12 protein-coding genes are annotated in these 12,781 nt (G+C 60.8%); 8 read left to right on the top strand and 4 right to left on the bottom strand.

Translation table 11 applies throughout. From position 1 onward, the window contains the following. Positions 1-100: 100 nt before the first annotated feature. Positions 101-772, top strand: a complete 672-nt coding sequence (locus H8S56_RS03765; RefSeq protein WP_024687989.1) for a TetR/AcrR family transcriptional regulator — start codon at positions 101-103, stop codon at positions 770-772. Between the two features lie 17 nt (positions 773-789). Here the strand turns inward: H8S56_RS03765 and H8S56_RS03760 are convergent, their stop codons facing one another. Next, entirely contained in the window at positions 790-1,644 is an 855-nt protein-coding gene (locus H8S56_RS03760) for a shikimate dehydrogenase (RefSeq protein ID WP_187517903.1), read from the bottom strand. 188 nt (positions 1,645-1,832) lie between these two features. Between H8S56_RS03760 and H8S56_RS03755 the strand changes: the two genes are divergently transcribed. Then, entirely contained in the window at positions 1,833-2,723 is an 891-nt protein-coding gene (locus tag H8S56_RS03755; protein WP_187517902.1) for a pseudouridine synthase, read from the top strand. A gap of 70 nt (positions 2,724-2,793) precedes the next feature. Here the strand turns inward: H8S56_RS03755 and H8S56_RS03750 are convergent, their stop codons facing one another. Both H8S56_RS03750 and mobA read right to left on the bottom strand, forming a co-directional pair. Continuing rightward, positions 2,794-3,018: a YgdI/YgdR family lipoprotein gene (locus tag H8S56_RS03750; protein WP_024687986.1), complete on the bottom strand. Its 225-nt coding sequence runs from the start codon at positions 3,016-3,018 to the stop codon at positions 2,794-2,796. Positions 3,019-3,091: 73 nt separating this feature from the next. Beyond that, the gene (mobA, locus tag H8S56_RS03745) at positions 3,092-3,697 is read right to left on the bottom strand and encodes a molybdenum cofactor guanylyltransferase MobA (protein ID WP_024687985.1); all 606 of its coding nucleotides are present in this window, start codon (positions 3,695-3,697) and stop codon (positions 3,092-3,094) included. A 76-nt stretch (positions 3,698-3,773) separates the two neighbouring features. Between mobA and moaB the strand changes: the two genes are divergently transcribed. The 6 genes from moaB to H8S56_RS03715 all read left to right on the top strand — a co-directional run bounded on the left by moaB (position 3,774) and on the right by H8S56_RS03715 (position 10,789). After that, positions 3,774-4,313, top strand: coding sequence for a molybdenum cofactor biosynthesis protein B (gene moaB / locus H8S56_RS03740; protein WP_024687984.1), 540 nt, complete (start codon positions 3,774-3,776; stop codon positions 4,311-4,313). Positions 4,314-4,319: 6 nt separating this feature from the next. Then, the gene (locus H8S56_RS03735; protein ID WP_187517901.1) at positions 4,320-5,531 is read left to right on the top strand and encodes a molybdopterin molybdotransferase MoeA; all 1,212 of its coding nucleotides are present in this window, start codon (positions 4,320-4,322) and stop codon (positions 5,529-5,531) included. An 83-nt stretch (positions 5,532-5,614) separates the two neighbouring features. Further along, a complete protein-coding gene (locus H8S56_RS03730) occupies positions 5,615-6,541 on the top strand; it encodes a glycosyltransferase family 2 protein (protein ID WP_187517900.1) in 927 nt (308 codons plus the stop codon). A 221-nt stretch (positions 6,542-6,762) separates the two neighbouring features. Beyond that, positions 6,763-8,301 (top strand): MFS transporter, encoded by a 1,539-nt coding sequence (locus H8S56_RS03725; RefSeq protein WP_187517899.1) that lies wholly within the window; start codon positions 6,763-6,765, stop codon positions 8,299-8,301. Positions 8,302-8,321: 20 nt separating this feature from the next. Beyond that, on the top strand, positions 8,322-9,377 hold the full coding sequence (locus H8S56_RS03720) for an HlyD family secretion protein (protein ID WP_187517898.1): 1,056 nt from the start codon (positions 8,322-8,324) through the stop codon (positions 9,375-9,377). Continuing rightward, the gene (locus H8S56_RS03715; protein WP_187517897.1) at positions 9,374-10,789 is read left to right on the top strand and encodes an efflux transporter outer membrane subunit; all 1,416 of its coding nucleotides are present in this window, start codon (positions 9,374-9,376) and stop codon (positions 10,787-10,789) included. The genes H8S56_RS03720 and H8S56_RS03715 overlap by 4 nt, the downstream gene beginning before the upstream one ends. Positions 10,790-10,791: 2 nt before the next feature. Here the strand turns inward: H8S56_RS03715 and H8S56_RS03710 are convergent, their stop codons facing one another. Further along, positions 10,792-12,603, bottom strand: a complete 1,812-nt coding sequence (locus tag H8S56_RS03710) for a monovalent cation:proton antiporter-2 (CPA2) family protein (RefSeq protein ID WP_187517896.1) — start codon at positions 12,601-12,603, stop codon at positions 10,792-10,794. Positions 12,604-12,781: the final 178 nt, after the last annotated feature.

The raw sequence follows: 12,781 nt of genomic DNA, 5'->3' as shown, positions 1-12,781 counted from the left end.
ATGGCCGGTGTGTGGCTGCAGGCGCTCACGCGTCTTGCAGCTTCCCTGGCTATGCCGTCGGCGGCATACTCCGCGTATCACCCGTGGTCATGAGCCAATAATGAAAAAAACCGACGCCGCCGTTGCCCTCGAACCTGTCACGCCGCCCGCGAAGGGCCGCAAAAACAACCCGGAAAAGACCCGCGAAGACATTCTCCAGGCCGCTGTGGCCGAATTCGTTGCCCACGGGCTGTCAGGCGCGCGCGTCGATGCGATCGCCGAGCGTACCCAGACGTCCAAGCGGATGATCTATTACTACTTCGGCAGCAAGGAACAGCTGTATGTCGAAGTGCTGGAAAAGCTTTACGGCGCGATTCGCAACACTGAAAGCGAGCTGAACCTGGGCGAACTGGCACCCATTGAGGCGATTCATCGGGTCGTGGAATTCACCTTTGACCATCACGACAACAACGTCGATTTCGTGCGCATCGTGTGCATCGAGAACATTCACTACGGCGAAAACGTCAAACAGTCGGACACCATTCAGGCCAAGAGCCAGAACATCATCCGGGCGCTGGAAGACATTTTGCGGCGCGGCGAAGAAAGCGGCGCGTTTCGCGCAGGGGTTCATCCGATTGACCTGCACCTGATGATCAGCTCGTTCTGTTTCTATCGGATCTCGAACCGCCACACCTTCAGCGAGATTTTCCAGATCGAGCTGTGGAGCGATGAGGTCAAGCAGCGCCACAAGGCGATGATTTGCGACGCTGTGTTGCGCTACCTCAAGGCGTGATCCTCACAGCCTGATGTTTACAGGCTGTGGAAGTGTTGCATCATGCGCTCGGCATTCGCTGACCGGCCGCTGAACAGCTCGAAGGCTTTCACCGCCTGAAAGACCGCCATGGTCGTGCCGTCCAGCGTACGGCAACCCAGCGCACGGGCGTGCTTGAGCAGCTCGGTTTCCAGCGGGAAGTAAATGATTTCCGCAACCCACTGCGCGGCACGCAGCAGCTCGACCGGCAGCGGCGTGCCAGGCAGTTTGGCCATGCCGACCGGTGTGGTGTTGACCACGCCATCGGCTTCGGCCATCGCGGCAGGCAAGTCCAGGCCGACCTGCGCACGTCCCGCGCCGAAGTGGCTGTTCAGGTTGTCCACCAGGCCTTGGGCGCGCTGTGGCTCCACTTCGAACACACTCAGGCGCTCGACGCCTGCGCTCAGCAAGGCATAGGCCACCGCAGCACCGGCTCCGCCCGCGCCCATTTGCACCACATTCTGGCGAGGCGCTTTATCCAGGCCGCGCTTAAAGCCTTCGGCGAAACCCAGGCAGTCGGTGTTATGGCCGGTGCTTTTACCGTCCTTGAACACCACGGTATTGACTGCGCCGATGCCACGCGCTTCCTCGGACAGCTCGTCCAGCAACGGGATGACCGCCTGCTTGCAGGGAAAGGTGATGTTCAGACCGGTAAAACCGCAGTCACGCGCACCTTCAATCAGGCGGGGCAGGGCGTGGATGTCCAGCTTGAGTGCGTCGAGGTCGATCAGCCGATACAGGTAACGCAGGCCTTGGGCGTCACCTTCGTGTTCGTGCAGCGCCGGTGTGCGCGAGGCCTGAATGCCCGAGCCGATCAGGCCGGCGAGTACGGAAGTGTGTTCAGCGTGGTTCATGACAATATGTCTCTTGTTTTTGTCTTGCCGCCCGGTTTCGGGCAGGTTTTTAAAAAATGTACCAGATGGTTAATAGTGACGCAGTGACAGATCGGTTGTCATGTGTTGATTCTGTGCGGTGATCGCCCCGATCAGCGATAATGCCCGGCCAGCCGCTTCAGGCGCATTCAAACGTCACGAGTCCACGCATGTCCGAGTCCGTTTTTCACGCTGCCCGACAACAAGCCAGCACGTTGTATCTACCAGCAGGCCCGTGGACGACGGTGCTGGATTGCCTGTGTGCGAAATTCACCGCCATCAGCCGTGAGCAATGGCTGGATCGCATCGCCCGAGGCCGGGTTCTGGACGCCGGTGGTCAAGCCATCACGGCTGATCTGGCGTACCGCGAGGGCCTGAAGATTCATTATTTTCGCGAAGTGCCGAACGAAACGCCGATCCGTGTCGTCGAGACGATTCTGTACGCCGACGAGCACTTGGTAGTGGCCGACAAGCCGCACTTCCTGCCGGTGACGCCAGCAGGGGAATACGTCGAGCAAACCCTGTTGCGACGCCTGATCCATCGTCTGGACAACCCGGACCTGGTGCCCTTGCATCGCATCGACCGCCATACCGCCGGGCTGGTACTGTTTTCCGCGAACAGGCAGACGCGTTCTGCCTATCAGACGCTGTTTCCGACGCGACGTATCGAAAAGTTCTACGAAGCCATTGCGCCAGCGCTGCCGTCGCTGGAGTTCCCACGAGTGCATGAGAGTCGTCTGGTGGATGGCGAGCCGTTTTTCCGCATGCAGGAAGCTCCAGGCCAGGCCAACACCCGGACCCGCATTGAAGTGCTTGAGCGTAATGGGTCGTTGTGGCGTTACGGGTTGTATCCCGTCACCGGCAAGAAGCATCAGTTGCGTGTACACATGGCCGCACTGGGCGCTGCGATCTGCAACGATCCGTTCTATCCGCAGGTGATCAAGGATGCGGTAGATGACGCTCAGCAGCCGCTGAAACTGTTGGCCAAGGGGCTGCGTTTCTATGATCCGCTCAGCGACGAGCCGCGTGAATTTCACAGCCTGTTGCAGCTCGACTGGTAGCCATAAAGCGAGCAGGCAAAAAAAACCCGCACTCGGCGGGTTTTTTCAGATCAGTCACGTGGCGCGAGGATCACAGATCCTTGACGGTACGTACCTGATCCTTGTTGATGCGGGTCTGCTTGCCATCAAGTTGCTTGAACTCGTAGAAGCCGGAATCTTCATCGTACTTCGGCGTGTCGACAGACTGGATTTCACGACCATCATTCAGGGTAATCACAGTGGGCGATGCGCAGCCCGCCAGGGAGGCGATGCCCAGTGCAAGCAGAAAGGCAGCGGGAAGGGTCCGTTGTTTCATTACTGTGTCTCCAGATGGATTCTTGATTAACTGACCGTAAGACGTATACACCCGCAGCAAGTTCAATGACCAGTCACTTGTGTCGGTTGTCCTCTATCCCGGCCAGTAGACAGGGTGTGTTCAGGTTGGCCAGTCTCGGGTCGTCGGCGTCGACCTGCAACGCGATCGGCTGCAGCGGTGCCAAGGCTCGCCGCGGACTGCGTTCGCCGCTCTGCCATGCGGCTTCCAGCATGGCAGCGTGGGCGGTCGGGATGATACATAAAAGTGGCTGCCAGTGTTCGCCTTCACGCACCATCACCGGGTTATCCGGGTGCCTGCTGGCCGTTTCGCGTAGCGCCTGCAACAGCGACTCATCGATCAGTGGCACGTCGCAGGGCAGCACCAGAAGCGCTGCATGCCGTGCCAGCGGGAGCGCGGCGCGGATCCCGGCCAGCGGACCGTTGAAATCGGTGTCACTGTCTTGAATCACCTGGTCGGCGTAGGTGGCGTATCGATCCAGATTACGGTTGCAGGAAATAATCAGGTCATCGGTCAGCGGCCGGGTCAAGCGATGCAAATGCTGGATCATGGGCTCGCCCCGCCATTCGATCAGCCCTTTGTCGCGACCGCCCATGCGCTGCCCACGACCTCCTGCGAGCAGCAGAATCGAGCAGGGAGGCAGTGGGGCAGGGGCGTTCATCAGACACTCGACGGGCAGCGAAAAGGAGTGCTGTGATATAACACCGGCCTGTTCCCTTAACAACCGGATCGAGGCCATGAAAGCGAAGGCTGACACACCTTTTGTACCCCTGAATATCGCTGTGCTGACCGTCAGCGACACCCGCACCCGCGAAACCGACACCTCGGGCCAGATGTTCGTCGATCGCTTGACCGAAGCCGGTCACGGCCTGATCGAGCGCGTCCTGCTCAAGGATGATCTCTACAAAATCCGCGCCCAGGTGGCGACCTGGATTGCCGACGAGCAGGTTCAAGTCGTCTTGATCACGGGCGGCACGGGCTTCACTGGCCGCGACAGCACGCCGGAAGCCGTGGCTTGTCTGCTGGACAAGCAGGTCGATGGGTTTGGCGAGCTGTTCCGGCAGATTTCGGTTCCGGACATCGGCACCTCGACCATCCAGTCCCGCGCGCTGGCCGGGCTGTCCAACGGCACGCTGGTGTGCTGCCTGCCGGGTTCCACCAACGCGGTACGTACCGCCTGGGACGGCATCCTGGCCCAGCAACTGGACTCGCGTTTCCGTCCGTGCAATTTCGTCCCGCACCTCAAGCAGGCCGAGCCCTGCGCGACCCGTGGTTGACAGGTCATGAGTGCTGAGCCAAAGGCCTTGATGCCTGTCGAAGACGCCATCGCGCGACTGCTGGAAATGGCTGAAGCTGCGCCCATCAAACAGCGTGAACGGGTGGCGCTGGCCGATGCGCAAGGGCGCGTGCTGGCTACGGATCTGGTGTCGACGCTGGACCTGCCGCCCTGGCCCAACAGCGCGATGGACGGCTACGCCATGCGTCTGGCGGACTGGCAGGGGGAGCCTTTGCCGGTCAGTCAGCGCATTTTTGCCGGTCAGGCACCCGAGCCGCTCGCGGTGGGAACGTGCGCACGCATCTTCACCGGCGCGCCGGTGCCTGAAGGCGCGGACTGTGTGGAGATGCAGGAAAACGCCGAGGTGCAGGATGACCAGCGCGTCAGGTTCACCGAGCCGTTGAGCGTGGGTCAGAACATTCGCCCTCAGGGCCAGGAAACCCGCACAGGCGACACGGTGCTGGCCGCCGGTACGCGGCTGGGCCCGATCGAGCTTGGGCTTGCCGCATCCCTTGGTCTGGCCGCGCTGGACGTGGTCCGGCGCGTGCGTGTGGCGGTGCTGTCTACCGGCGATGAACTCATCGAGCCCGGCAAGCCGCTGGGGCCGGGACAGATCTACAACAGCAATCGCGTGCTGTTGTGCAGCTGGCTGAAACGCCTGCAGTGCGAGGTGGTAGACGCGGGCATCCTGCCGGATGATCTGGACCAGACTCGCGCTGCGTTGGCGAGTCTTAACGAGGTCGACCTGATTTTGTCCACGGGCGGTGTATCGGTGGGCGAGGCGGACTTTCTCGGTCATGCATTGCGCGAGGAGGGCGAGTTGTCGTTATGGAAGCTGGCGATCAAACCGGGCAAACCGCTGACGTTCGGGCACTTTCGAGGTGCGCCGGTGATCGGCCTGCCGGGTAATCCGGCGTCCACACTGGTGACCTTTGCATTGCTGGCCCGCGCCTATCTGTTGCGTCGTCAGGGCGTGCTCGACGTCGCGCCGCTGAAGTTTGCGGTGCCTGCCGGATTTGCATGGACACGTCCTGGCAATCGTCGCGAGTACCTGCGCGGTCGGCTGGAGCAGGGCAAGGCCGTGCCTTATCGTAATCAGAGCTCCGGCGTATTGCGCAGCGCGGCCTGGGCTGACGGGCTGATCGAGGTGCTTGAAGGCGCGACGGTTGCAGACGGCGACTGGGTCAACTTCATTCCCCTGAGCGAGGTCATGGGCTGACGTCATGGCTGGCTGACCGGGCATGAGCTACCCTCAATAACGCTGACAAATCGGGCATCCTGTTTTCGCCCCGGAGTATTGTTATGGCGTCATTGAGAGTGGCTTGTGTCATCCCGACCTACAACGGACGTAAGGACCTGGAGCGCCTGCTGGACTCTCTGGCCATGCAGACCGCGACGTTCGACACATTGATCGTCGACTCCAGTTCATCGGACGGCACGCTTGAGCTGGCGCACGCCCGCTGTGCGAATGTGCTGCGCATCGACAGCAAGGATTTCAACCACGGCGGCACCCGGCAGATGATGGTCGATTTGCATCCCGAGTATGACGTTTACGTCTACATGACTCAGGACGCCTACGTCGAAGACGTCGACGCAATTGCCAACATCCTGCTGCCATTTGCCGACCCCAAGGTCGGTGCCGTGTGCGGACGGCAATTGCCGCACAAGAACGCCAACCTGCTGGCCCAGCACGCGAGGCTGTTCAACTACCCGCCTACCTCGCAGATCAAGACCCTGGCCGACGCGCCGGTGCTGGGCATCAAGACGCCGTTCATGTCCAACTCCTTTGCTGCCTATCGCGGCGACGCGTTGCTGGCCATCGGTGGCTTCCCCCGGCACGTGATCCTGTCCGAAGACATGTACGTCACCGCGAAGATGCTGATTGATGGCTGGAAAGTGGCCTACGAAGGCTCGGCGGTCTGTCGCCATTCGCATAACTACAGCTTGCGTGAAGAGTTTCGTCGTTACTTCGACATCGGCGTGTTTCAGTCGCGTGAGTCTTGGATCTACGAGACCTTCGGTGGCATCGCGGGCGAGGGCATGCGCTATGTGAAATCCGAGCTGGCGTTCCTCGGCCCCAGACGCTTTCTCTGGTGGCCGATGTCGTTCGTGCGCAACGCCGTCAAGCTGCTGGCCTACAAATTGAGCAAACAGGAAAAGCGTCTGCCGACCGGCGTGAAGAAAAGGCTCGGGATGTACGCGCGATACTGGGACAGTCCGTATGCGTGAGCGCGTGGAGCCGTGACGCTCTGCGTCATGTTCTGAAGCCCGCGTGCTGTTCTCTGGCAAGTGCTTTCAGGCTCGGCACGACGCGCGATAAAACCCGAATGTCACTGATGCCTGTGCATTCGTGCGTCCCGTGCACTTATACGCTGTGCAAATGTAAATTTTCCTGAGCGGCACCGGTTTTTAAAATGCCAGGGTTTTCCTCGCTCTGGACCCCGTCGCTCATGTCTTCCTCTGTCGCCATCGATCCTGTCGCCCCGGCTGCCCAGCCCGCTAAAACTGCGTCCTTCGGCCTGCAGACCATCATCGGGCTAGTGGGTGTGTTGCTGGCTGTGCTGGTCGCCGGGATCAACGAAGGCGTCACGCGCATCGCCATGGCCGACATCCGTGGCGCGATGTTCATTGGCGCTGATGAAGCCAGCTGGCTAGTGGCGGCCTATTCAGCGACCTCGGTTGCGGCGATGGCGTTCGCACCCTGGTTTGCGGTCAGCCTTTCGCTGCGGCGCTTCACGCTGGGCGCAATCACGGCCTTCATCGTGCTGGGTCTGTTGTGTCCGTTTGCGCCGAACTATCCCAGCCTATTGGTCTTGCGCATCCTGCAAGGTTTGGCGGCAGGCTGTCTGCCGCCAATGCTGATGACCGTTGCGCTGCGTTTTCTGCCGCCCGACATCAAACTCTACGGGCTGGCCGGTTATGCGCTGACGGCTACGTTCGGCCCGAGTCTGGGCACACCGCTTACCGCGTTATGGACCGAGCACTTGAGCTGGCAATGGACGTTCTGGCAGGTCATTCCTCCATGCCTGGTCGCGATGATCGCCATCGCCCATGGCATTCCTCAAGATCCATTGCGGCTGGAACGCTTCAAAGCCTTCAACTGGCGTGGCGTTGTGCTGGGTTTGCCGGCAATCGCTGCAGTGGTGATCGGCATCCTGCAAGCCAATCGTCTGGACGGGTTGGAGTCTTCTCTGATCCGCTGGCTGCTGGGTGGCGGCCTGCTGTTGCTGGTGGCGTTCATGGTCAATGAATGGTTTACGCCCGTGCCGTTTTTCAAGTTGCAGTTGCTGGCCGGCCGCAACCTGTCGCATGCCTTGATTACCTTGGGCGGCGTGCTGATCGTGCTCACGGCCGTGGCGTCGATTCCGTCGTCCTACCTGGCGCAGGTGCAGGGTTATCGACCCCTGCAGACTGCGCCGTTAATGCTGATCGTGGCCTTGCCGCAATTGATCGCGCTGCCTCTGGTCGCTGCGCTGTGCAACCTGCGCCGGATCGACTGCCGCTGGGTGTTGGCGCTTGGGCTTGGCCTGCTGGCGTTGTATTGCGGTTTGGCTACGCAGATGACCTCCGAGTGGATCCGCGACAATTTCTACCGTCTGCAACTGCTGCAGATCATCGCCCAGCCGATGGCGGTGCTGCCGTTGCTGATGCAGGCGACGGGAGGGATCGCGCCGCCTGACGGCCCGTTTGCCTCGTCGTGGTTTAACACCGTGCGCGGGCTGTCGGCCGTCATTGCCACTGGGGTGCTGGAAGCCCTGACCACCTCACGCCAGCATTTTCACTCCAGCGTGCTGGTCGACCGGCTGGGCAATTCGCCCTGGCTGGCCGCCGACGACTCTGTGGCGTCGCTGACGCATCGTCTGCACGAGCAAGCGGTCGTACTGACCAGTGCCGATCTGTATTTCTGCATGGGCTGGCTCGCCGCAGGGCTGATTTTGCTGATTCCCCTGATGCCGACGCGGGTCTATCCGCCCCGTGCACTGAACTGATTTTTCGTCGAGACCTTTTCATGAACATGACCTCAAACCAGACCCTGGCCCTGTGTGGCGCAGCCATCGTGCTTGCCGCTCTGGGCATCTACACGCTGGTCGGTGACAGCACCCGTCAGGCGACCAACGATGCGTTTATCGCGGCGGACTACTCAGTGGTTGCGCCTAAAGTCTCAGGCTTCATCAGTCAGGTATTGGTCGATGACAATCAGTCGGTCAAAGCAGGACAACTGCTGGCGGTTATCGACGACCGTGATGTGCACACTGCGCTGTCCTCGGCAGAAGCGGGCGTCATGAGTGCCGAGGCGGAGCTTGAGCAGGTCACCGCGCTGCTGCAACGTCAGACCGCCATGATTGATCAGGCCAGGGCCGCGTTGACGGCCAGCACGGCGGCAGTGCGCTTTGCCGAGCAGGAGCGAACCCGTTACGAGCATCTGGCAGGCGCAGGCGCTGGCACGGTGCAAAACGCGCAACAGGCGCGTAACCGGATCGACACGGCCAACGCCCATCATGCCAGTACCAGCGCTTCGCTGGTGGCCGAGCGCAAACAGGTCGACATCCTGAGTGCCCGCCAGCACAGCGCCGAGGCGAGCCTCAAGCATGCACAGGCCGCTCGCGATCAGGCGTTGCTGCAACTGTCCTATACACGCATCGTTGCGCCGATTGACGGCGTGATCGGCGAGCGTGCAGTACGCGTGGGTAACTACGTCAATCCTGGCAGCAGGCTGCTATCGGTGGTGCCGCTGGCCGACGCCTATGTGGTGGGCAACTTTCAGGAAACCCAACTGACTCATGTGAGTGTCGGCCAAGCGGTTCAAGTGCGGGTCGATACCTACCCTGATGAAGTCCTGAAAGCGCACGTACACAGCATTGCCCCTGCTACCGGCGTGACCTTTGCCGCCGTGCGGCCTGACAACGCGACGGGTAATTTCACCAAAGTGGTGCAGCGCATTCCGGTGAAAATCACCCTTGATCCCGGCCAGCCGCTGGCTGCGCGGTTGCGCGTCGGCATGTCAGTGGAAGCCAGCATCGAAACGCAATCGCCGCGCATTGAACAAAAAATGGGTGCCTTGTGAGTCGCTTCATTGCATTGAGCACCCTGGCTTTGTTGACCAGCCTGTCGGGTTGCCAGGTCGGTCGGGATTTCCAGCGCCCGCAGAGCAGCGATGTGCAGTGGCTGCCGATTCAGGGAGAACAGGCCGTCAGTCACATTAATACCACCCCTTATAGTGTGCGTTGGTGGGAGATATTCCGTGACACGCAGTTGTCATCACTGGTTGATCGGGCAGCGGCTTCCAACCTTGATCTGAGAATGGCGCAGGCGCGGCTGACGCAAAGCCGTGCGGCGCGTCAGGTGGTTACCGGCGAGCAAGCGCCGAGCGTGGCGGGCACGCTGGGCTATCAGCGCAAACGCAACAGCGCCGAAGGGCTGAACGATCCGTCAGGTAACGAGGGCAGGGCGGCCTTCAGCCAGTGGGACGGCGGCGTCAATGCCAGTTGGGAAGTGGATCTATGGGGGCGCGTCAAGCGTGAGGTCGAGGCTGCCGATGCCAGCGTGGACGTTGCTGAAAACGAACGGCGTGCGGCGTTGTTGTCGCTTCAGGCTGAAGTGGCCAGGGACTATCTGCAACTGCGTGGCACTCAGGCTGTGCTCGCCGTGACCCGGCAGAATCTTCAGTTGTCACGTAACAGCCTGGAGTTGTCGCAGATCAGGCAGGGCAGTGGGGTCGCGACCAATCTGGATGTGGCTGAAGCGGCAGCACAGGTGTCGGCTGTCGAATCGCGTTTGCCAGTGCTTGAGCAGCGGCAAGCGCAATTGATCAACGCGCTCGGCTTGCTGCTGGCCCAGTCACCGAGAGCCTTACAGGCCGAGCTGGAGAAACCTCAACCCATGGTCGCCGTGCCTGCCACTGTGCCGGTGGGGCTGCCTTCAGAGCTGGCGCAGCGTCGACCGGACATTCGCCGCGCCGAAGCGCGTCTGCATGCGGCGACGGCGAGCATCGGTGTCGCGCAGGGTGATTTCTACCCGCGGATTGTGCTGTCGGGCAACGTGGGTTTTCAGGCCTTGCAACTTTCTGACTTCGGCAGTTGGGGCTCACGCCAGTTGGGTTTCGGCCCGCAACTGAGCCTGCCGATTTTCGAAGGCGGGCGCCTGCGTGGCATGTTGCGTTTGCGCGAAGCCCAAGAGCAGGAAGCTGCGCTGTCCTATCAACAGACCGTGCTGCGTGCCTGGCAGGAAATAGACGACAGCATGAGCCTCTACAACTCAACCCAGCTCCAACAGCGCAAGCTGGAGGAGGCGGTATGCCAGAACCGTATCGCGCTGGAGACCGCCAAGCGTCAGTACGCGGAAGGCGTGGTGGATTTCCTCAATGTGCTGACCGTGCAACGCACGCTTCTGGAGGTCGAGCAGCAATGGGTGCAAAGCTCCACCACCCAGGCGCAGGCCTTGGTCAGTCTGTACGCCTCACTGGGTGGTGGCTGGTAACGTCACGCTTTGGCAGCTTCCTCTTCCTCAAGACGGTCTGCTTCGAACAGCTGGGCGAGTTCTGCACGCGCCTCGCGGGCGGTTTGCAGCACTTTGACCTCGTCGTCGTAGACCTCATGCTGCGCGGCGAGCACCTGTTCGTCGTGGCGTTTGAAGCGGCTTATGCGCGCGTCGGCTTGCGCCTTACTCAGGCCCAGCCCCAATAACGTCTGCCGGGACATCTCAAGGCTTGAGTAGAACGTCTCGCGCACTGCGTGGGCTCCGACATCCATCAGCCTGTGAACGTGCTGGCGGTTGCGAGCGCGGGCGATGATCTTCATGTGCGGGTAGAGCTTGTTGACGAGTTCGGCGGTCTTGATGTTGATGTCCGGATCATCGGTGGCGATGATGAAAAACTCGGCGTCCTGCACCTTGGCGGCCCTGAGGATTTCCGGGCGCAACGGGTCGCCGTAAAAGACCGGCACATTGCCAAAACTGCGCGAGAATTCGATGGACTCCACCGCGGTGTCCAGCGCCACGAACGGAATCTTCTGCGCACGCAGGATTCGCGCGACGATCTGGCCCATACGGCCCATGCCAGCGATCACCACTCGAGGCTTGTCGGCCTGAATGTCGCGGTATTCTTCAGGTACTTCCACCGCTTTGGCCTTGGGCTTGATCCACCGCGCCAGGGCAATGAACAGCAATGGGGTGATTGCCATCGACAGGGTAATGGTCAGTACCAGCATGTCGTAGAGGCCTGCCTCGAACAGCCCTTGCGCGCTGCCGATCTTGAACACCACGAAAGCGAATTCGCCGCCCGCTGCCAGGACCAGGCCCAGACGCAGCGCGCTTCTTTTGTTCAGGCCACCTGCCGTGCGGCCGATGAAAAACAGCAGCGGCAGCTTGATTGCGACCAGCAACAGCGTAAGGCCCAACACCGCCAAGGGTGCGCTGAACAGCAGGCCGATATTGGCGCCCATGCCAACGCTGATGAAGAACAGCCCAAGCAGCAAACCCTTAAAGGGCTCGATCTGGGCTTCCAGCTCGTGGCGGTATTCAGAGTCGGCCAACAGCAGACCTGCCAGAAACGCACCCAGTGCCATAGAGACGCCGACCAGCTCCATCAGCCACGCCGTGCCGATCACCACCAATAGCGCCGTTGCAGTCGAGACTTCCTGAATACGAGTCTTGGCCACGATGCGAAATACCGGGCGCAGCAAGTAGCGTCCGCCTACCACCACGATGGCGATGCTACCCAGTACACGCAGTCCATGGTTGATGCTTTCCTGAGTGGTCGTTGCGTGGTCGGCGCCTGCGAGGAACGGCACCAGAGCGATCAGCGGGATGGCGGCAATGTCCTGAAACAGCAGAATGGCAAAGGCCATGCGTCCATGCGGGCTGTTCAATTCCTTTCGCTCGGCCAGACTTTGCAGGCCAAAGGCCGTGGAGGACAGCGCCAGGCCCAGGCCGAGAATCACCGCGGTGTTCAGCGTCTGACCGAACGCGAGCAGGGCAACAGTGCCGATTATCAGACCGGTCAACAGCACTTGCGCCATGCCGACGCCGAAAACGGCCTTGCGCATCACCCACAGGCGCTTGGGGGATAACTCCAGACCAATAATAAACAGCAGTAATACCACCCCAAGTTCCGAGATGTGACTGACGCTCTCCGTATCTCCTATCAACCCCAGCACCGATGGGCCGATCACGACACCGGCGAACAAATAACCGATGACAGCGCCGAGTTTGAGGCGCTTTGCCAGCGGCACCGCAATGACCGCGGCGAACAGAAACACAACTGCGGCTTGCAGCAGGCTGCCTTCATGGGGCATGTGAAACTCCTTGGCAATAACGGGAAACGATTTGAAACAGGTCCGCATTAAACCACGTGAGTTTTTCTCGGCAACGCTGAATAGGGCATGACGATCATCAGCGCAATTGATGAATAAGCCGATTGTGATCGGGTGAGGCGTGTGTCACGTAATGAGTGCAACGCATTGCAGCGATGCC

It is taken from the genome of Pseudomonas triticifolii, assembly GCF_014358015.1.
In the GTDB taxonomy this organism is placed as follows: Bacteria; Pseudomonadota; Gammaproteobacteria; order Pseudomonadales; family Pseudomonadaceae; genus Aquipseudomonas; species Aquipseudomonas triticifolii.
The sequence above is the reverse complement of the archived record's forward strand: the minus strand, read 5'-3'. Positions and strand labels throughout refer to the sequence as shown.

Excerpts from the sequence above, each read along its gene's own strand:
- H8S56_RS03735 (WP_187517901.1), top strand. The coding sequence starts at position 4,320 with ATGAGTGCTGAGCCAAAGGCCTTGATGCCTGTCGAAGACGCCATCGCG.
- H8S56_RS03710 (WP_187517896.1), bottom strand. The coding sequence starts at position 12,603 with ATGCCCCATGAAGGCAGCCTGCTGCAAGCCGCAGTTGTGTTTCTGTTC.
- H8S56_RS03760 (WP_187517903.1), bottom strand. The coding sequence starts at position 1,644 with ATGAACCACGCTGAACACACTTCCGTACTCGCCGGCCTGATCGGCTCG.
- H8S56_RS03725 (WP_187517899.1), top strand. The coding sequence starts at position 6,763 with ATGTCTTCCTCTGTCGCCATCGATCCTGTCGCCCCGGCTGCCCAGCCC.
- H8S56_RS03730 (WP_187517900.1), top strand. The coding sequence starts at position 5,615 with ATGGCGTCATTGAGAGTGGCTTGTGTCATCCCGACCTACAACGGACGT.
- H8S56_RS03750 (WP_024687986.1), bottom strand. The coding sequence starts at position 3,018 with ATGAAACAACGGACCCTTCCCGCTGCCTTTCTGCTTGCACTGGGCATC.
- moaB (WP_024687984.1), top strand. The coding sequence starts at position 3,774 with ATGAAAGCGAAGGCTGACACACCTTTTGTACCCCTGAATATCGCTGTG.
- H8S56_RS03720 (WP_187517898.1), top strand. The coding sequence starts at position 8,322 with ATGAACATGACCTCAAACCAGACCCTGGCCCTGTGTGGCGCAGCCATC.
- H8S56_RS03755 (WP_187517902.1), top strand. The coding sequence starts at position 1,833 with ATGTCCGAGTCCGTTTTTCACGCTGCCCGACAACAAGCCAGCACGTTG.
- H8S56_RS03765 (WP_024687989.1), top strand. The coding sequence starts at position 101 with ATGAAAAAAACCGACGCCGCCGTTGCCCTCGAACCTGTCACGCCGCCC.
- mobA (WP_024687985.1), bottom strand. The coding sequence starts at position 3,697 with ATGAACGCCCCTGCCCCACTGCCTCCCTGCTCGATTCTGCTGCTCGCA.